Source organism: Halomonas daqiaonensis (assembly GCF_900109725.1).
In the GTDB taxonomy this organism is placed as follows: Bacteria; Pseudomonadota; Gammaproteobacteria; order Pseudomonadales; family Halomonadaceae; genus Halomonas; species Halomonas daqiaonensis.
In genome coordinates this window covers 182,737-200,271 of sequence record NZ_FOBC01000005.1, presented here as the reverse complement: position 1 = coordinate 200,271, position 17,535 = coordinate 182,737, and the positions used below count along the sequence as shown (strand labels likewise).

The 17,535-nt window shown below is 65.7% G+C and carries 17 protein-coding genes; 9 read left to right on the top strand and 8 right to left on the bottom strand.

Annotated elements, in window-relative coordinates:
* Positions 1–37: 37 nt before the first annotated feature.
* The 5 genes from BMY30_RS05880 to BMY30_RS05860 all read right to left on the bottom strand — a co-directional run bounded on the left by BMY30_RS05880 (position 38) and on the right by BMY30_RS05860 (position 5,643).
* Positions 38–1,978, bottom strand: coding sequence for an exoribonuclease II (locus tag BMY30_RS05880; RefSeq protein ID WP_089711536.1), 1,941 nt, complete (start codon positions 1,976–1,978; stop codon positions 38–40).
* Between the two features lie 191 nt (positions 1,979–2,169).
* Positions 2,170–2,610, bottom strand: a complete 441-nt coding sequence (locus BMY30_RS05875; RefSeq protein WP_089711534.1) for a universal stress protein — start codon at positions 2,608–2,610, stop codon at positions 2,170–2,172.
* A gap of 80 nt (positions 2,611–2,690) precedes the next feature.
* Entirely contained in the window at positions 2,691–3,761 is a 1,071-nt protein-coding gene (locus tag BMY30_RS05870) for a YcjF family protein (RefSeq protein ID WP_089711532.1), read from the bottom strand.
* On the bottom strand, positions 3,758–5,152 hold the full coding sequence (locus tag BMY30_RS05865) for a YcjX family GTP-binding protein (RefSeq protein ID WP_089711530.1): 1,395 nt from the start codon (positions 5,150–5,152) through the stop codon (positions 3,758–3,760). Before BMY30_RS05865 ends, BMY30_RS05870 begins: the two co-directional genes overlap by 4 nt.
* Positions 5,153–5,424: 272 nt before the next feature.
* The gene (locus BMY30_RS05860; protein ID WP_089711528.1) at positions 5,425–5,643 is read right to left on the bottom strand and encodes a hypothetical protein; all 219 of its coding nucleotides are present in this window, start codon (positions 5,641–5,643) and stop codon (positions 5,425–5,427) included.
* Positions 5,644–5,730: 87 nt separating this feature from the next.
* On the opposite strand from BMY30_RS05860, the gene BMY30_RS05855 reads away from it, so the two are divergent.
* The 3 genes from BMY30_RS05855 (at position 5,731) to BMY30_RS05845 (ending at position 6,929) form a co-directional block, all read left to right on the top strand.
* The gene (locus tag BMY30_RS05855; RefSeq protein WP_089711526.1) at positions 5,731–6,279 is read left to right on the top strand and encodes a DUF924 family protein; all 549 of its coding nucleotides are present in this window, start codon (positions 5,731–5,733) and stop codon (positions 6,277–6,279) included.
* An 83-nt stretch (positions 6,280–6,362) separates the two neighbouring features.
* Positions 6,363–6,605, top strand: a complete 243-nt coding sequence (locus BMY30_RS05850) for a GlsB/YeaQ/YmgE family stress response membrane protein (protein WP_089711523.1) — start codon at positions 6,363–6,365, stop codon at positions 6,603–6,605.
* A gap of 99 nt (positions 6,606–6,704) precedes the next feature.
* A complete protein-coding gene (locus BMY30_RS05845) occupies positions 6,705–6,929 on the top strand; it encodes a hypothetical protein (RefSeq protein ID WP_089711521.1) in 225 nt (74 codons plus the stop codon).
* On the opposite strand, the gene BMY30_RS05840 is transcribed toward BMY30_RS05845, so the two are convergent.
* Positions 6,926–7,540, bottom strand: coding sequence for a hypothetical protein (locus tag BMY30_RS05840; protein ID WP_089711519.1), 615 nt, complete (start codon positions 7,538–7,540; stop codon positions 6,926–6,928). The two genes, BMY30_RS05845 and BMY30_RS05840, sit on opposite strands and share 4 nt — an antisense overlap.
* Positions 7,541–7,789: 249 nt before the next feature.
* On the opposite strand from BMY30_RS05840, the gene BMY30_RS05835 reads away from it, so the two are divergent.
* The 6 genes from BMY30_RS05835 to BMY30_RS05810 are packed head-to-tail and all read left to right on the top strand — an operon-like array spanning position 7,790 to position 14,575.
* Positions 7,790–8,731, top strand: a complete 942-nt coding sequence (locus BMY30_RS05835) for a TAXI family TRAP transporter solute-binding subunit (RefSeq protein WP_089711517.1) — start codon at positions 7,790–7,792, stop codon at positions 8,729–8,731.
* On the top strand, positions 8,728–9,693 hold the full coding sequence (locus tag BMY30_RS05830; RefSeq protein ID WP_089711515.1) for a TAXI family TRAP transporter solute-binding subunit: 966 nt from the start codon (positions 8,728–8,730) through the stop codon (positions 9,691–9,693). Before BMY30_RS05835 ends, BMY30_RS05830 begins: the two co-directional genes overlap by 4 nt.
* An 11-nt stretch (positions 9,694–9,704) precedes the next feature.
* Positions 9,705–10,094, top strand: a complete 390-nt coding sequence (locus BMY30_RS05825) for a DUF1850 domain-containing protein (RefSeq protein ID WP_089711591.1) — start codon at positions 9,705–9,707, stop codon at positions 10,092–10,094.
* A 22-nt stretch (positions 10,095–10,116) separates the two neighbouring features.
* Positions 10,117–11,724 (top strand): HAMP domain-containing sensor histidine kinase, encoded by a 1,608-nt coding sequence (locus BMY30_RS05820; RefSeq protein ID WP_089711514.1) that lies wholly within the window; start codon positions 10,117–10,119, stop codon positions 11,722–11,724.
* Positions 11,721–12,107, top strand: a complete 387-nt coding sequence (locus BMY30_RS05815) for a response regulator transcription factor (RefSeq protein ID WP_089711510.1) — start codon at positions 11,721–11,723, stop codon at positions 12,105–12,107. The genes BMY30_RS05820 and BMY30_RS05815 overlap by 4 nt, the downstream gene beginning before the upstream one ends.
* Positions 12,104–14,575, top strand: a complete 2,472-nt coding sequence (locus BMY30_RS05810; RefSeq protein WP_089711508.1) for a solute carrier family 23 protein — start codon at positions 12,104–12,106, stop codon at positions 14,573–14,575. The genes BMY30_RS05815 and BMY30_RS05810 overlap by 4 nt, the downstream gene beginning before the upstream one ends.
* 60 nt (positions 14,576–14,635) lie before the next feature.
* Here BMY30_RS05810 and gabT read toward each other — a convergent pair whose 3' ends face one another.
* Together gabT and BMY30_RS05800 are read right to left on the bottom strand one after the other, a co-directional pair.
* Positions 14,636–15,934 (bottom strand): 4-aminobutyrate--2-oxoglutarate transaminase, encoded by a 1,299-nt coding sequence (gene gabT, locus BMY30_RS05805; protein WP_089711506.1) that lies wholly within the window; start codon positions 15,932–15,934, stop codon positions 14,636–14,638.
* Between the two features lie 34 nt (positions 15,935–15,968).
* Positions 15,969–17,414, bottom strand: coding sequence for an NAD-dependent succinate-semialdehyde dehydrogenase (locus tag BMY30_RS05800; protein ID WP_089711505.1), 1,446 nt, complete (start codon positions 17,412–17,414; stop codon positions 15,969–15,971).
* Positions 17,415–17,535 lie beyond the last annotated feature (121 nt).

Here is a 17,535-nt window from a genome sequence, read left to right as displayed (position 1 = left end):
GCTCCTAACTTGCCCACTCTTGCCTCTCTGCGTGGCTTCAGTCGACCGGGCGTCCCACCAGTGAGCGGGTTTCCTCGCGGGCCTCGGTCAGCACTATCTGGATGACGTCGCCGAGCTTGAAGCGCTCCTCGCCCTCGATCTGGATGCGCCCCTCCTTGTCGTCGATCACCACCTTGGTACGGTCGCTGTGCATCAGCGGGGCCGGGATGAAGGCCGTGGCGCCATTGGCGGTCAGGCGAACCCGCATGCCACCGCGGTTGACGTTGATAACCTCGGCCTCGAATGTCTGCTGGGCCTCGGCGGCCGGGGTCAGGTAGCGCACGTAGAGCCAGTCCTTGACGTCGCGTTCGGCCATGCGGTTCAACCGGCGACGCTCGGTCAACTGCTCGGTGAGTTCCTGGCTGGCCTCGGCCGGGGCCTGCTCGCCCTTGAGGACGCGCTTGATCAGTCGATGGTTGACCATGTCGCCGTACTTGCGGATCGGCGAAGTCCAGGTGGCATAGGCGGCGAGCCCCAGGCCGAAGTGCGGGCCGGGTTGGGCGGACATGCTGGTGAAGCCCTGGAAGCGGCGCAGGCGGGCATCCATCCAGGCATCGTCGCGGCCCTCGAGCTCGCGCTTGAGCTCGGTGTAGCGGGGCAGTTCGGTGAGTTGCTCGCGCTCAACCTGGATGTCCTGGCTGGCCAGGAATTCCTGGGCAGCCTCGGCTTTCTCTGGCTCGAAGGCGCGGTGGACGTTGAAGATGCCATGACCGACATGCTCGGCGAGCAGGTGCGCGCAGCAGGCGTTGGCGGCGATCATCGACTCCTCGATCATGCGGTTGGCGATGCGCCGATGTTCGGTGCGGATGTCCAGGACATTGCCGGCTTCATCCAGGTCGAAGACGAAGTCGGGGCGGTCCTTGAACACCAGGGCGTGGGCCGCCCGCCAGGCGCTGCGCGCTTCGGTCATGGCCTCAAGGGCCTTGAGCTGCTCGCCGATCTCGTCGGTCGGTGCCCAGTTACCCTGACCCTCGAGCCAGTCGGAGACCCAGTCGTAGGCGAGCTTGGCATGGGAGCGCGCGGTGGCGGCGAAGAAACGGTAGTCGCCGAGGCTGCCGTCGGCGCCCACCTCTAGGGTGCAGGCCAGTACCGGGCGGTTTTTGTCCTCCCACAGCGAACAGAGGTCATCGGCCAGCTGTTCGGGCAGCATGGTGACATTCTGACCCGGCAGGTAGACGGTGAAGGCGCGTGTGCGGGCCTCCAGATCGGCGGCATGCCCCTCCTCCACGTAGGCGGTGGGGTCGGCGATGGCCACGGTCAGCGACCAGCCGCCATCCTCGCGGGACTGGATACGCAAGGCGTCATCCATGTCGCGGGTCTTCTCGCTATCGATGGTGAAGAAGGGCTCGGCTGTCAGGTCCTCACGCTCGAGGCCCTCATCGAGTAGCGGCCAGTCGTCACCGGCGTCCGGGCACTCCTGCTCCAGGGCATGGCGGGCCAGGGTCACGCGCCATGGCACGGCCGGGTCGTCGGTCTTGGCCACCAGCTCGTCGATCTGGGTGAAGAAAGCGCGATCATCGGGTTTGAGGGGGTGACGCACCAGGCGGGCTACCACCCAGTCGCCATCGGCGATGCTCGCTTCATCGAGGCTGCGCTTGATACGGGCCTTGAGCGCATTCTTCATCACCGGGTGGTCGGGAATCACGGCGAGACGCCCCTCGCGGAGCTGAACTCTGGCGATGAAGCGCTGCATGCCGGTTTCGATCAGCTTTTCCGGCTCGACCGATTTCTTATCGCCCTCCTCGTGGACGACCGCCTCGACGCGGTCGCCATGCAGCACCAGCTTCATGGCGGGGGGCGGGACGAAGTAGGACTCGCCGTCGTCGGTCTCGAGGAAGCCGAAGCCTCTGTCGGTGGCCTTAATCACGCCCTCGACGCGAGGGGTGTTGGAACGGATCTGTTGCTTGAGTTGAGCAAGCGCCGAATTGTTCTGCAGCATGGTCACGATCGGTTGGCGGATAAGGGGGCCACTATACGGATTCGCATCCTCGGCGCCAAATGGCGTGCCGGGGTGCCAAGGGGAATCAATCGCTTGCGATGGCGCCTCAACCAGAGATGAGCCGCCGTCCGGTCGAGAAAGCCCTTTCGCGATCGTTGGTGGGTGGCCAAGGGCCGACTCGTCGTCTGAGGTCAGTGCACCGTGATCACGGTGCAGTCGGCGGCGTGGCTGACCTTGTGGGAGACGCTGCCGACCACCAGCCCCTTGAGGTCGCTCAGCCCCCGGCTGCCCATGACGATGGCGTCGACCTTGCAGAGGCGGGCCTCGCTGATGATGGTGCGGGCCGGGTCACCTTGGCGGATCATCGTCTCGATGTCGCTGGCACCGAGTTCACGGGCCGCTTGTTCGGCCCGATCCACGACCTGCTTGCCGGCCGCTTCGCGCTCCTCCCGTGAGGCTTCGACGGCAATGGCGCCGATGCCCCAGACCAGGGTGGTCTCGTGGGCGAGTTCCTCGGGAATGTGCAGCAGATGCAGAGTCGCGCTCTCCTGCTGGGCCAACTGGCAGGCCACCAACAGGGCTTTCTTGGCATGTTCGGAGCCGTCGACTGGAACCAGGATGGACTGGTACATGGTGGGCCTCCTTCAAAGCTGATGGCGGGGGTATCTACCCAGGAGCCTAGTCACCTGATGGCGCAGTGTCATGATCTTGATCAAGGTTGGCGCGCCTTAGTCTTCTCTTCGCCAGCCTCCAGGCGGCGCAATTGCTGCCAGAGGTCGCGGCGCAGGTCGGCCATGTGCGGCGCCTCGTCCGTTGCGAAATCCAACGGCCGGGCCAGGCGCTGGGTACGCAGGCCGAGGCGTGCGCCCAAAAGCCCGACGCCGAGGCCCTGTGCGGCTCGGGTCGAGAGCTTTCCGGCCAGGTCCATCGACAACATCTGCATACTCGCCTCGCTGGCAATCTCGCTGACCCCGGCAAAGGCCATCTGGTAGAGCACGCTGCGCAGTAGTCGCAGGCGGGCCGCGTAGCCCAGCTCCAGTCCATAGAGCCGGCATAGGCGATCGACCATCGCCAGGTGGCGCCAGGCGACCAGCGCCATGTCGACCAGGGTCAGGGGGCTCACCGCCACCATCACCGCCGTCTCGCCGGACATCCGCGAGATCAGCCGGCGGGCCTCACGATCCCGAGGGGCGAGCAGGTGATGGATGAGCAGGGAGCGGATGTCACGTCCGTCATGGTGGGGCTCGTGCGCCATCAGGAAGGCCTGCCAGTGGGGGTGGTCGTCGTCCAGGTCGAGGTCGCGGCGCAGCTGGCCGGCCAGCGACATCGCCCGGGCCGGGGTAGCCTCGGGCAGGGCGGCGAGATGCTCGCGGAGCTGAGCATGGCGAGACAGGCGGCGCAGGCGCCAGAGTTCATGCAGGATGGCCGAGCCGCCGAGTCCCAGCGCCAGCAGCAGCAGCAGGCTCCAGCCGCCGGCCAGCCAGTCACTGCCGAGACTGGCGGCCTGCAGGGTCCGGGCGGCCTCTGCCGCCCCCAGACCCAGACTGCCGCCGAGCAGGGCGAGCAGCCCCCAGCGCCGCTTGCGTGGGCGCATCAGGTCATCCCCCAGCGCCTGTTCGCCGGGGGCCGCATCGGTCTGAGGGTCGACCAGGGGCTGGCTCGGCAGCCCGGCATCGTAGTGCTGTCCTGGGCGGGGGTCCCGGGCATCGGCATCTCGAGCGGTGGTGTCATCGAGGGTGAAGCGTTTGCCCGGGCGCGGATCCTGTTCGTGGTTAGGGCTCATGACAGCTTGTCTCCGATCAGCCAGTCCAGGGCGGCATCCATGCGGATGTGTGGCAATGGCGTTCCCTTGTCGCGGGGCAAGGGGCGAAAGGCCGTGAAATCGAAGCCCTGGCGGGACCAGAAGTCCGCCGCTGGCAGACGGTCGGGGACCTCGCCGGGAAACATCAGTAGCGACTCGCCAGCCAGGGTGGTGCCCTGCAGGGCCGGGGAGCGGCGCCCCTGCTGGTTCACTTCTCGGCTCTGCGTTGCGCGAATCGCCGCCAGCGACAGGGCCCGGACCGGCACATCGGCGAAGCGCAGGTCCTTGAGCGGGTCGGCGAGCAGGGCCTCGAGCAGGGCGACCAGCCGGCCGTGCTGCTCGGGGGTGACATGGTCGGCCTTGGTGGCGGCGATGGCCAGGCGGTCGATGCGCGGGGCGAACAGCCGCGTCAGCAGGCTGCGCCGGCCGTAATCGAAGCTCTGCATCAAATTCGACAGGGCGCGGGAAAGGTCCTCGAAGCGCTCCGGCCCGGCATTGAGCGCCCCGAGCACGTCGACCAGCACGATCTGGCGGTCGAAGCGACGAAAGTGCTCGCGATAGAAGGGCTTGACGATGTGTTGCTGGTAGTGGCGAAAGCGCCGGGCGAGAGTGGCATAGAGGCTCTCGGCCGGCAGGGCGGCAAGCTCCCCGCGATCGGCTTCGGCGATGCCCGGCAGGGGAAAGAACTGCAGCACCGGGGCCCCCTCGAGTTCGCCGGGCAGCAGGAAGCGCCCCGGCTGCAGGTCGGCAAAGCCGGCCTCCCGCGCGGCGCGCAGTCCCTTCGCATACTGCTCGGCGATCTCGGCCAGGCGTGCCTCGTCGACCTCCTCGGCCGGGTCGAGATCGGCCACCGCCCGGTGCCAGTCGGTGAATAGGGCGGCCCGTTCACCGTCGCCGTCATGTCGCTGGGCGCGGCTCCAGCTCAGGTAATCATGGTCCAGCAACGGCAGGTCGAGCAGCCACTCCCCGGGGTAGTCGAAGAGGTCCAGGGTAAGCTGGCGTGTCTCGACGCCGAGCAGGCCACGCCGGGCCGGCCGGTAGCGGATCGCCAGGCGCAGTTCGCTGATACCGCGAGTCGCCTCGGGCCACCGCGGTGGTTGGTCGTCCAGTGCCAGCATCGCCTGGTCGTAGGGGAAGCGAGGGACGCCCAGGTCCTGCTGCTGTATCCGCCGGGCCCCCAGCAGTCGCCCCTCGCGGGCGGCCGGCAGCAGGTCGAGTCGCGCCTCGAGGCCGGCATGGCGTAGCTGGTTGACCAGCGAAGTGAGAAAGGCCGTCTTGCCCGAGCGCGACAGGCCGGTCACCGCCAGGCGCAGCTGGCGGTCACGGCCGCGCTCGAGCAGGTCATGGAGTTCACGGGTCAGCGGGGTGCGCATGGGCAATCCTTGCAGGGACGTAGGCTAGGAGCCTGTCGGACTTAACGCTGATCTACTACGAGAGCCGGTCTTTCGGCCAATCTCATTCGATCTGATTCGTTAAATAGCGGGCTATTCGCCTCATCAGATCGATAAACTTGTCTCAAAATCCGACTTTCTCGCGACGATCGGTCAAATCCGACAGGCTCCTGAGCTAATGTGCGGGTCGGTCGCGTGCCTGACAAGGTGCAGGGTCATGAAACGATGCGGCTCCGCCCGTGGTGGCATATTCACTAGCGTGTCGGCGGGGCACTCACCGGCACGGGTTCGACCAGTCCGAAGAGCTGGACCAGCATGGGAGTCGCGGCGATCATGAATCCCAATACCGCCAGGCTGCCGCCGAGCAGGCGACGGTCGGTGCGGTGGGCCAGTGTCAGGCCGCCGATGCAGACCAGCAGGCCGAGGATGTTGAAGACGTAACCCAACATCTGCAGCAGTGCGTAAGGGGTCATGGAGCTTCCTTCGGTGGTGGACAGGGGAAATGAGGCGGCTAACCTGTGATGTTATCAGCTCCAGCCCGGGACGATCAGGAGACCATCATGGAAGAGCGTCGCCCGCAGGCAGTGATCGACTTCTGGTTCAGGGAACTCACGCCCGCCCAGTGGTTTCGCAAGGATCCGGCCCTGGATGCCGAGATCGCTCGGCGTTTCGGTGACTGGCTCGAGGCCGCGGGACGGGGAGAGCTCTGGCAGTGGCGAGAGTGCGCCCGCGGCCGTCTAGCCGAAGTGATCGTGCTCGACCAGTTTCCACGCAATATCCATCGGGGCTCGTCCCGTGCCTTCGCCTGGGACCCGGTGGCCCTGGTGCTGGCCCAGGAGGCAGTCGCCCAGCGTGCTGACCGGCTGCTGGAGGTGCCATGGCGTGCCTTCCTGTTCATGCCCTACATGCACAGCGAATCGTTGGCGATCCATGACGAGGCCATGCGCCTGTTCGCCCAGCCGGGGCTGGAGGAGAACCTGCGCCATGAGCAGCGCCACCGCGACGTGATCAAGCGATTCGGCCGCTACCCTCATCGTAATGCCGACCTCGGACGGGCCTCCACCCGCGAGGAGCGGGCCTTTCTCTCCCAGCCCGGTTCCGCCTTCTGAGGCTTTTCTCACGGCGCCTGGCCAGGCACTATCGAGATCCCTTCATCTCTTCACGTCTTAACCAACGAAAAGGAGCACATAGCATGGGAATCATTGCCTGGTTGATCATCGGTGGCCTGGCGGGCTGGATCGCCGGCCATATCATGCGCGGTGGTGGCTTCGGCATCCTCGGCAACATTGGCGTCGGCGTCGTGGGCGCGGTCATCGGCGGCTTCCTGTTCAGTCTGCTGGGTTTGCAGTCCGGCGGCTTCGTCGGCTCGCTGGTGACCGCCATCGTTGGCGCAGTGGTGCTGCTGTGGGTGATCGCCAAGGTCAAGAAGGCCTGACGGACTGCAGTGACGTGAAACGCCTTCGCCCCGGCACAGCGCCGGGGCGAAGGCGTTTCATCTGACTTCGTGCCTGGCTGGCCGCATCTAGGAAAACGCATGTATGTACTGAGACGTCTCGGCGCGGTGCTGGTCCGCGGCGTGGCCGACATGGGCTGGGGAGTGCTTGGCCTGCTGCTGCTTGCCTATCTGTTGCTCGCCTGGCTCGGCCTGACATTGACCGGCGAGAGGGCCCTGGTCGACTCGCCGACCACCTTCCTTATTGCCGGGCGTCGGATCCCGCCCGAGGAGATGGTAAGCCACCTGACCACAGCAATGGATTAGCGCCTTGCTGTCGGCAGGATGCGCCGATAGCGATCCAGGCAGTTGTCTAGCCAGGTACCGTTCGGCGCGCCTTCGGGAGGTGAAGCAGGCACCTTGACGGTCAACAGGAAGAGGCCATGGCGCTCGGCAGCGCCGTCGGACAGGTAGTGGCCGAGCTGCCGGGTGAGGTCGGGCGCCAAGGTGCCTGGGCGCCGCCAGCTAAGCCGCAGGGCCTGCTGATCGAGCAGGTACTGGAAGCGTGCCGCGTCCTTCAGCACCGCCATGCCGCCCTGCACCAGTCCTTGAGAGAGGCTCTCCAGTTTGCGGTAGCCCGGCGCGCCCGCTGCCCGGCAGGCGTGGGTCCCTTCCACGAAACAGCGCTCTCTTTCGTCGGGGGCCTCCGGCCAACGGCCCCCGCGACGCCGCCCTGGGGTGGCCACGAAGGGCAGCACCACCGAGACGGCGGGAGTGCCGTCAGCCAGCGAGGTGTGTCGCGAGCCGAGCATACCCTGGCCCAGCTGGCGCCGCAGCCATCGATAGTCACAAGCCTGCTGGATCCTGGCCTGCGCATCGCTGACCGTGTGATGAGCGCCCTGCAGGGAGCGCAGAAGGGCAAGAGTGCGGAAGATCATGGCGTTCTGGCCGGAATGAAGGTTGGTTCGGTTTGCCGTGGCCCGAATAGTGGGGTAACCCACGACCATTGGCAAACCCAGCGTCGGCAGGGAAGTGAGAGGGACCAAGGCATCCTTTCACGAGCATTGGTGACAACCCTCCAGATTGGCACTAAGTTCATACTAGATCTCGATCAGATGTACTGTGCCGCTCGGCAGCCCGCCCGAGCTGAGCCGAGGTTCTGGCGGCACCCATCGCCGAGGTAGACAATGAGAACAACAACAAGCCTGCTTGGCCTGATTTGCGGTGCCTTGATGTCGCTGGGAGCCATGGCGGATCACTACGCGATCCTGACCGGCGGCACCTCCGGGGTCTACTATCCCGTCGGGCTGGCCCTCAAGGGAGTACTTGACGAGGAACTGCCGGAGCACACCTTCAGCGTTGTCTCGACCCAGGCCTCGGTCGAGAATCTCAACCTGCTGCAGAAGGGTGAGGGGATCATCGCCCTGGCCCAGGGTGATATTCTTTCCGATGCTTGGGAAGGCAATCCTGTTGCCGGTTTCCCCAGTTCGCGTACCCGCATTCGACTGGTCGGGGCCGCCTACCCCAACTTCATCCATCTACTCGCCAGAGCAGACGCCGGTATTGACTCCCTGGATGATCTGGCGGGCAAGCGGGTCTCGGTGGGTGCCGCACGCAGCGGCAACGAGCTCAACGCTCGGGCGCTGCTCGGGGCCGCGGGTCTCAGCTATGCGGATCTGACCCTGGTCGAGTACCTGCACTATGGCGAAAGCGTCGAGCTGCTGGTAAGGGGGGAGCTCGATGCGGTAATTATCTCGGCCGGGCTGGGGGTGGCGGCCGTCATCGAGGCCAGCCAGCGGGCCCAGGTAGTGCTTGTGCCCATCGCTCCCGACTTTATCGAGCGCCGGGCGGGCATGTTCATGTCCAGCGTCATTCCGGCAGATAGCTATCCTGACCAGGCGGAGCCGGTGCCCACCGCGGCGCTAAGCAACTTTTTCGTTACCACCTCAGATGCCTCCGATACCCTGGTCTATCGGATTACCCGGGCGATCTTCGACAACCTGAAGCAAATCCATGCCGCCCATCCGGCGGCTGAGGTGATCTCCCGCGATACCGCCATGGCGATTCGCCCGATAGAGGTGCATCCGGGCGCCATCCGCTACTTCCGCGAGGTGGGGGTTATGCCATGAGAGGGGCGGAAGGAGCCCTCCTGTGGCGCGCCAGGGCCCTGTTGGCGGGAGTGCTGCTGTGCCTGGCCCCCATCATTTCGGCGAGCGAGTTGGCGATCCTCACCGGCGGTACCTCCGGCGTCTATTACCCCATCGGTCAGCAGCTGGAGGTGCTCCTCGAAGAGGCCATTCCCGAGCATCGCTTCCGCGTGGTTTCCACCCAGGCCAGCGTAGAGAACCTCAATCTCTTGCAGCGTGGGGCCGGCGTGCTGGCACTGGCCCAAGGCGATACCCTGGCGGACGCCTGGGCAGGCAGGCAGGAGGCGGGCTTCGCTGCTGCGCGGCACAGGATCCGGCTGGTGGGGGCGGCCTACCCGGACTTCATCCACCTGCTGGCGCGGAAGGATTCGGGCATCGCGGCACTCGAAGACCTGGCGGGCAAGCGTGTCTCGGTCGGCGCCTCGCGCAGCGGTACCGAGATATCGGCCCGTGCGATCCTGGGCGCAGCTGGCCTGAGCTATGCTGACCTGCTTCAGGTCGAGTATCTGCACTACGGCGAGAGTGTCGAGCAGCTGGTAAGCGGAGAGCTCGATGCGGTGATCATCTCGGCGGGCCTCGGTGTGGCCGCAGTGGGCGAGGCGGCGAGACGCACCGCGGTGCTTTTCGTGCCCATTCCACCGAACATCATGACAGCCAGTACCCGGTTCCAGCCCATTGCCATCCCGCCGGGCAGCTATCCCGGCCAGGTGGTGGCGGTTCCCACCGCGGCGCTCAACAACTTCTTCGTTACCAGCGCTGATCTCTCCGAGGCGCTGGTCTATCGCATTACCCGGGCAATCTACGACAACCTGGACCGGATCCATGTCGTTCATCCCGCGGCCCGCGCGATCAGCCTGGAGCGTGCCCTGGCCATTCGCCCCGTCGAGGTTCACCCGGGGGCGCTGCGCTACTTCCGCGAGCTTGGTTTGGCGGAGTCGCCCTGATGGAGGTGCATATGGCGCTTGGCTGTCTGGGACTCGTCACCGCTGTTGCGGCCCTGGTGCTGCCGTCGGCCACCCTGACCCTGGGCTGGCGCCACAGCGTCGAGGGTAGCTGGTGGGAGGAGGACTACCAGGCGGTGGCCGGCGGTGTGCTGATCACCGAGGCGAGGATCGAGTCGATCGGCGCCGGCATGGAGCCGCCCGCGACGGCCGTGCGCATGGGTCGCTGGTGGCACTATCACCCCGGCCTGGGTCCGCTGCCCGCCGTGCACCTGGCGAATTCCGATCGGGTAGGGGGGTACACCCTGTGCTGGGCGGGGCGCTGCCGCCCGCTGGACGCAATGGTGCCCAGAGGTCAGGCGGTCTCCATCGTGGCGACGAGTTGTTCGGCCGGCGGGTCCTGACCGCGAACCGGGAGGCCCAGCCATGACGCTGACAGGTAACTGGTCGATCAAGGCACAGGTCTTTATCGCACCCGGTATCATCATCCTGCTGATGCTGACGGCCATCCTGGCATTCGACCAGGTGCTGAGGCGTCAGCACGCTGCCTTCCTCGAGGTGGTGCATGGCCCCCTGGCCCGAGCCACGACCTCCACCACCCAGCTACTGCTGAGTGTCTCCGAAGTGCAGGCCGATGTGCTGCGCTACGCCCAGCGTCGCGAGCGCCTCCCCGAAGATGATCTGGTGCTGGTCGAGATCCGGCGATCGATCCTGCAGCGCTATTCGCGTATCGAGGCGACCTTCGAGGCGCTCAGGCGTGACGTCGAGGGAACCGGAGAATCGGACGTGATCGTCAATATCGAGGATTTCCTGACCATCCATCGGGCCGTCTCGGAGCGCCTGATCGACGGTCCGCCGATCGACAGCGTGGCATTGAGCAGCATCATGGCCCACTACCAGCAGCTTCAGAGCTACATCACCGAGCTGGCCGAGCGGTCGTTGGAATCTGCGCAGCAAACCGCCGACCAGGCCGAACAGCATGTCGGGCGCCTGGCCGCGGTGCTGATGGCCGGTTCGGCGATCAGCATCGCCTTCGCGGTGTTGATCACCCTCTACATCGGACGTGCCATCTCGCTGCCGATCACCCGGCTGATCGGCATCATGACCTCGGTGGCCGAGGGCCGGCCAGTGGTCGAGGTGCCCGGCCAGTCACGTCGCGACGAGATAGGCGAGATGGCGCGTGCCGTGGGGGTGTTCGACCAGGTCACCCGAGAGTCGCGCCGTCGTGAGAAGCTGCTCGAGGAGGCGCGCCGAACGGCCGAGCAGGCCAATGTGGCCAAGTCGGTGTTCTTGGCCAACGTCAGCCACGAGCTGCGCACCCCGCTGACTTCAATCCTCGGCTTCACACGTATCATCCAGCGCCGCCTGGAGCGCTATGTGTGGCCCCAGGTCGACGTCCGTGAAACGAAGGTGGGGGAGGCCATGACCCAGGTGAGTGACAACATCGAGATCATTCTCACCGAGGGGGTGCGGCTCACGACGCTCATCAACAACCTGCTCGATCTCGAGAAGATCGAGGCGGGCAAGATGTGCTGGCACCTCGAGGCGGTCGAGCCGCATACGCTGATGGCGCTTGCCGCCGATGCCACCGCCGCCCTGCATGCTCAGCAGGGACTGCACTTCGAGATGGCCCTGCCTGAGACGCTGCCTCGGGTCATTGCCGATCGTGACCGGGTAGTGCAAGTGCTGATCAACCTGATCTCGAATGCAGTCAAGTTCACGCCGCGGGGGCGGATCCGCTGCAGTGCCACCGACCTCGGGGATGGCAGTGTCGAACTGACCGTCAGCGACACGGGGCGGGGGATCACGCCCGAGGATCAGCGGCGGATCTTCGAGAAGTTCCAGCAGGTGGGTGACACCCTGACGGAGAAGCCGACTGGAACCGGCCTGGGACTGGCGATCTGCCGCGAGATCGTGGAGCACCTGGGCGGTGAAATACGCGTACAGAGCGAGCCGGGGAAGGGTAGCTGTTTCGCCTTCACGTTACCGGTCGCCGATTCGGGCCCGACCACCGACATGGAGGAGTCTCCATGAGAGCCAAGATCCTGATCTGCGACGATGAACCCCATATCCGCCGCCTCATCCAGCAGAGCCTGGAGGAGCTAGAGGACGAGGGGGTGACGCTCTTTTCTGCCGGTGACGGCGAAGAGGCCCTGGCCGTAATCCGCGACCAGCGTCCGGACATGGTGATCCTGGATATCATGATGCCGGGCAGGAACGGCTTCGACGTCTGCGCCGAAGTCAAGGCCGATGCCTCGCTTCGCTCGGCCTACGTCGTGCTGCTGACCGCCAAGGGCCAGGAATACGATCGCCAGCATGGTGATCGGGTGGGGGCCGACTGCTACATGACCAAGCCCTTCGATCCCGACGAGCTCCTGGCAATGTCGCGCCGGGTCATCGAGCCACGGACGACATGACTCCGAAGGGGCTGGCTGAACCGGCGCTCGTGGATGGGTCCTCCGACGACGGCACTATCCTGCGCCGCCTGCTGGGCCAGCCCGCACTGCGTGAACTGACTGCGACACCACCCTTCGACTCGGCGGTGATCACGGATCCCGGCGGTCAGGGACTGCTGGGCGACCCGCGGTATCGCACCGGGTTGCCACAGCCGATCCGGGCCGGCGGCATCCTCATCGGCCAGGTCGAGGGCGAACGGGCCGACGAGTTGGCCGCCTTCCTGGCCGCCTGTGCCGAGCTCAATGAAGAGAACCGCGCCCTGGCCTCTGAGTCGCTGGCCAAGTACCGTGAGCTGTCGATGCTTTACCAGGTCACCGACCGGCTATTGGCTGCTCCCGATGACGGTGAAGTGATGGCCCTGCTGGTCGAGGAGGCGAAACGCTTCCTGCTGTGCGACAGCGCTTGCGTGTTCCTGCTCAACGAGGAGACGGGCAGCCTGGAACGATTCCGGTGCAGCGGCATTCCCTTCCATTCACGCGCGACCCTCGAGGTCGGCGATGATCCGCTGGGGACGGTGCTGCAAACCGGTGTAGGCGAGATCGTCAACGACGTGCAGGCAGATCCTCGTCCGGTGCTCGCCGACGGGGGCCTGCGTTCGATCATCTGCAGTCCCATCAAGTCGCGCAACCGGCTGATCGGCGTGGTCGTGGTCGGCAGCGAGTCGCCGCGTCACTTCAATGCTGCAGACCTTCAACTGCTCAACAACCTGGCCGCCCAAGGGGGAATTGCCATCGAGGTGGCACGCCTCTATGTAGCGCTCAGGCGCGACTCGTCCACTCCCGCAGACCTTATATACGGACTGGAGGACCGTCCTCCGGCCGTCGCGCTGTTGGTGCTGGGGGCGCAGCACGTGCTGATTGCCTTCATGTACCTGGCCGTGCCTGTGCTGATCGGCCTGGAAGGGGGGCTGGCGCCACGAGAGATTGCCTCCCTCGTGAGCATGTCGCTGATCGCCATGGGGCTGACTACCCTGCTGCAGTTCCGCCAGCTGGGTCCAGTCGGTTGTGGCTACCTGGCGCCCGGGATCACCTCGGTCATCTACCTGCCGCCACTGTTGCTGGCGGTGAATCTCGGCGGGATTTCCCTCGTCTTCGGGATGACCCTGATGATCGGCCTGTTCGGGCTGGTCTTCGCCCAGGTACTGGGCCGGCTGCGGCGGCTTTTCCCGCCGGAGGTGTGCGGGGTGGTGGTGCTGATGACTGGCCTGTCGATCATCAGGGTTGCGCTACCGATGCTTCTGGGGCTGGGCGACGAGGGCATGGTCGATCCCGATACCCTGATGGTGGGGCTCGTCACCCTTGCCTCGATGGTGATCCTCACCATCTCACGGTTCGGTAGGGTGCGACTCTATGCGAACCTGCTGGGACTGTTGGCCGGCTATGCATCGAGCCTGTGGTTAGGCGTCGTCGATCACTCGCTGCTCGACCAACTGGTGGCCCAGCCCTGGTTCGGTCTGCCTGCGGTGCCCTCCCTGGAGTTCTCGTTCAGCCCGCTGCTCGTCGTGCCATTCGTGATCGCGAGCCTGGCGGCCAACATCAAGGTGCTGGGCCTGGTCACCAGCGCCCAGAAGACCAACGACGTCCTTTGGAAAAGGCCTGACATGCGCTCGATACGGGGTGGGATTGCCGCCGACTCGGTCGGCAACCTGGCCTCCGGCGTGCTAGGGGGCGTCGGTATCTCCATGAGCGCCGGCAACATCGGACTTACCGCCGCCACGGGCGCTACCTCCCGGCATATCGCCATGGTCGTCGGCAGCATGTTCATCGCCCTGGCCTTCGTACCCAAGCTGTCGGCGGCGATCACCCTGATGCCGGCTCCGGTGATGGGGGCGGGGCTGCTCTACATCGCCTGTTTTCTGGTCATCTCCGGGCTGGAGATGATCGTTTCGCGACTGTTCGACTCGCGGCGGACCTTCGTGGTGGGACTCGCCCTTATCGCCGGACTGGGGCTGGAACTGGTGCCGGGGGCCGCCGCCCAGGCACCGCCTTGGGCGGCGGCCTTCCTGACCAGTCCGCTGGCCTTTGCCACGACCCTGGCCGTTTGCCTGCACCTGCTGATGGGGTTCGGCGTGTCACGGCGGGCACAGGCGTGCTGGAAGGGTCGCGTTGCCGGAGATGAGATATTCCGTTTCATGGAACGTCAAGGGGCCGCCTGGGGGGCCCGGCCGGACGTGATCCATCGAGCCAGCCCGGCGCTGGTGGAGCTGTGCGAGGAGGTATGGAGTCAGGGGGCAGAGGTCGAGCTGGCCGTGACACTCATCTATGATGAATTGCACCTGACGATGGAGGTTCGTTGGCACTCGGGGCCGCAGGAAGCGCGCGTCCGGCTAGAGCGCCTGATTGGACACCTGCAGCGTCGCTACGACGGCCAGGCGCGATTTCAGGCCGGAAGTGACGGTTGGCTTGTTCGCTTCGTATTCGAAAACTGAAACGCCCGGCTGTTTCCAGCCGGGCGGTAGGGTCGTGCGTCGTCTTCCGGTCGTACCCTATCAGGCGGTGGCGGCGCTCTTGCTTCCGATCAGCTCCTTGAGGGACTCTTCAATGATGGCGAGCCCTTCCTCGAGGATCTCATCCTCGATGGTGACCGGCATCAAAAAGCGGATGGTGTTGCCGTAGAGGCCGCAGGAGAGCAGGATCAGCCCCTTTTCGCGGGCCTTCTTGCACAGCGCACCGGCCAGGTCGGCGTCCGGGGTGTGGTTGGCCTTGTCGGAGACCAGGTCGACGGCGGCCATGGCACCCATGTTGCGGCCGTTGTCGATGCAGTCGTAGGTCTGCTGCCACTGCTCGAAGCGCTTGGCCAGCTTGTCGCCGAGTGCCTGGCTCTTCTCGAGGATGTTCTCCTGCTCGAAGACCTCCAGCACGGCCAGGGTGGCGGCACAGGAGACCGGGCTGCCGGTGTAGGTGCCGCCCAGGGAGTTGGCGCCGGAGGCGTCCATGTGCTTGTCGGTGCCCACGACAGCGGAGATCGGCATGCCGTCGGCCATGCTCTTGGCCATGGTGATGATGTCGGGCTCGATGCCGCTGTGTTCGATGGCGAACATCTTGCCGGTACGCCCGAAGCCGGACTGGACCTCGTCGACGATCATCAGCATGCCGTGCTCGTCGCAGATCTCGCGGATCGCCTTCAGGAAGCTCGCCGGCGCCGGATAGAAGCCGCCTTCACCCAGCACCGGCTCCAGCACGATGGCCGCGGTATCCTTGGGGTTGGCATCGGTCTTGAGCGCCATCTTCAGGCCGCGCAGGGCCTCGTCCTCGCTGACCCCGTGGTAGGGCACCGGGTAAGGGGCGCGGAAGACGTTGCCCGGCATGGAGCCGAAGTCCGTGGAGTAGGGGGCGACCTTGCCGTTCATGGCCATGGTCATGAAGGTACGACCGTGATAGCCGCCGTCAAAGCAGATCACGTTGTTCTTGCCGGTGGCGGCACGTGCGACCTTGACGGCGTTCTCCAGTGCCTCGGCCCCGGAGTTGGCCAGCATTACCTTGGCATGGCCGCGCACCGGGGTGACCTGGCTGAGCTTCTCGGCAACCTTCACGTAGCCCTCATAGGGCATCACGGTCTGGCAGGTGTGCATCACCTTGTCGAGCTGGTCCTTGACCGCCTGCACCACCTTGGGGTGGCGGTGACCGACGTTAAGCACGCCGATGCCGCCGGCGAAATCGATGATGCGATTGCCGTCGGCGTCCCACACCAGAGCGTTCTCGGCGCGGTCGGCAAACTGGGTGGCCGGGCTGGCGGCGCCGTTGGCCACATAGCGCTGCTTGAGTTCGTTGAGCTGTGCGTTGTTCATGAATCTTGCCTCCTTGTTGAGACGTTGCGGGCGATCAGAGGCCGCCGACACAGACGTATTTTAGTTCAGTGTACTCATCCAGGCCGTGGCGCGACCCTTCGCGTCCCAGCCCTGATTCCTTGACCCCACCGAAGGGAGCCAACTCGGTGGAGAGGATGCCTTCGTTCACTGCCACCATGCCATATTCCAGCCCTTCCATGACATGCCAGATACGGCGATAGTCGCGAGCATAGAAGTAGGCGGCGAGGCCGAACTCGGTGGCATTGGCCATGGCGATGGCCTCTTCATCGGTCTCGAAGCGGAACACCGGCGCCAGGGGCCCGAAGGTCTCCTCAGTGGCGACCTTCATCTCGGGGGTCACGTCGGCAATGATAGTCGGCTGGAAGAAGGTACCGCCCAGCGCATGGGGCTCGCCGCCGCAGACCAGCCTGCCGCCCTTTTCGAGGGCATCGGCGATATGCGATTCGACCTTCTCCACGGCGGCCTGGTTGATCAGGGGGCCCTGGACAACGCCCTCATCGAGGCCGTTGCCGACCTCGAGCTGGGTGACTCGGGCGGCCAGCTTCTCCAGGAAGGCGTCGTAGACACCCGCCTGGACCAGCACGCGGTTGGTGCAGACGCAGGTCTGGCCGGAGTTGCGGTACTTGGAAGCCACCGCCCCCTCGACGGCGGCATCGAGGTCGGCGTCGTCGAAGACGATGAAGGGGGCGTTGCCGCCCAGCTCCATGGAGGCCTTCTTGACGGTGCCGGCACACTGGGTCAGCAGCTTCTTGCCCACCGGGGTGGAGCCGGTGAAGGAGATCTTGCGCACCAGCGGGTCGGTGGTCAGTACCTCGCCGATCTCGGCCGGGCGTGAGGCGGTGACGATGTTGATGACCCCGGCGGGGAAGCCGACCTCTTCGGCGAGCTTCACCAGGGCCAGGGCGGTCAGCGGAGTGGCCTCGGCGGGCTTGATGACCACTGGACAGCCGGCGGCCAGGGCCGGGGCGCACTTGCGAGTGATCATTGCCAGCGGGAAATTCCAGGGGGTGATGGCCGCCACTACACCGATCGGCTCGCGGAATACCAGAATGCGCTTGTCCACGCCGTGGCTGGGCAGCGTCTCGCCGGCGACGCGTTTGGCTTCCTCGGCGTAGTACTCCACGAAGGAGGCACCGTAAGCCACCTCGCCGCGAGACTCGGCAAGCGGCTTGCCCTGTTCCAGGGTCATCAGCCGTGCCAGGGCCTCCTGGTTGGCCATGATGGCGTCGAACCAGGCGCGCAGCAGGTTGGCGCGTTCCTTGGCGGTGCGCCGCCGCCATGCTGGCCAGGCATCTGCCGCGGCGGAGATGGCCTCTCGGGCATCCTCGGCGCCGAGGTCGGGAATCTCCGCCAGGGTCTCGCCGGTCGCGGGGTTGGTCACGGCGAAGCGGCGCTCGCCATCGCGCCATTGGCCGGCCACATAGGCCTTGTCGATCAGCAGCTGGGGTTCCGCGGACATGGGGATTCCTCGTTGGTTTTGATCATCTTGTTGGACGAGTGTGCATTATTTAAAACAAGCCGCCAAGCCCCGATTCCCTCCGGTTTTTCACGGCCCGTGGCCACTCGGCCATCGGCGCCGG

What these genes read in the sequence shown, in the direction of transcription:
- BMY30_RS05880 (WP_089711536.1), bottom strand. Translation starts at nt 1,978, where the DNA reads ATGCTGCAGAACAATTCGGCGCTTGCTCAACTCAAGCAACAGATCCGT.
- BMY30_RS05875 (WP_089711534.1), bottom strand. Translation starts at nt 2,610, where the DNA reads ATGTACCAGTCCATCCTGGTTCCAGTCGACGGCTCCGAACATGCCAAG.
- BMY30_RS05870 (WP_089711532.1), bottom strand. Translation starts at nt 3,761, where the DNA reads ATGAGCCCTAACCACGAACAGGATCCGCGCCCGGGCAAACGCTTCACC.
- BMY30_RS05865 (WP_089711530.1), bottom strand. Translation starts at nt 5,152, where the DNA reads ATGCGCACCCCGCTGACCCGTGAACTCCATGACCTGCTCGAGCGCGGC.
- BMY30_RS05860 (WP_089711528.1), bottom strand. Translation starts at nt 5,643, where the DNA reads ATGACCCCTTACGCACTGCTGCAGATGTTGGGTTACGTCTTCAACATC.
- BMY30_RS05855 (WP_089711526.1), top strand. Translation starts at nt 5,731, where the DNA reads ATGGAAGAGCGTCGCCCGCAGGCAGTGATCGACTTCTGGTTCAGGGAA.
- BMY30_RS05850 (WP_089711523.1), top strand. Translation starts at nt 6,363, where the DNA reads ATGGGAATCATTGCCTGGTTGATCATCGGTGGCCTGGCGGGCTGGATC.
- BMY30_RS05845 (WP_089711521.1), top strand. Translation starts at nt 6,705, where the DNA reads ATGTATGTACTGAGACGTCTCGGCGCGGTGCTGGTCCGCGGCGTGGCC.
- BMY30_RS05840 (WP_089711519.1), bottom strand. Translation starts at nt 7,540, where the DNA reads ATGATCTTCCGCACTCTTGCCCTTCTGCGCTCCCTGCAGGGCGCTCAT.
- BMY30_RS05835 (WP_089711517.1), top strand. Translation starts at nt 7,790, where the DNA reads ATGAGAACAACAACAAGCCTGCTTGGCCTGATTTGCGGTGCCTTGATG.
- BMY30_RS05830 (WP_089711515.1), top strand. Translation starts at nt 8,728, where the DNA reads ATGAGAGGGGCGGAAGGAGCCCTCCTGTGGCGCGCCAGGGCCCTGTTG.
- BMY30_RS05825 (WP_089711591.1), top strand. Translation starts at nt 9,705, where the DNA reads ATGGCGCTTGGCTGTCTGGGACTCGTCACCGCTGTTGCGGCCCTGGTG.
- BMY30_RS05820 (WP_089711514.1), top strand. Translation starts at nt 10,117, where the DNA reads ATGACGCTGACAGGTAACTGGTCGATCAAGGCACAGGTCTTTATCGCA.
- BMY30_RS05815 (WP_089711510.1), top strand. Translation starts at nt 11,721, where the DNA reads ATGAGAGCCAAGATCCTGATCTGCGACGATGAACCCCATATCCGCCGC.
- BMY30_RS05810 (WP_089711508.1), top strand. Translation starts at nt 12,104, where the DNA reads ATGACTCCGAAGGGGCTGGCTGAACCGGCGCTCGTGGATGGGTCCTCC.
- gabT (WP_089711506.1), bottom strand. Translation starts at nt 15,934, where the DNA reads ATGAACAACGCACAGCTCAACGAACTCAAGCAGCGCTATGTGGCCAAC.
- BMY30_RS05800 (WP_089711505.1), bottom strand. Translation starts at nt 17,414, where the DNA reads ATGTCCGCGGAACCCCAGCTGCTGATCGACAAGGCCTATGTGGCCGGC.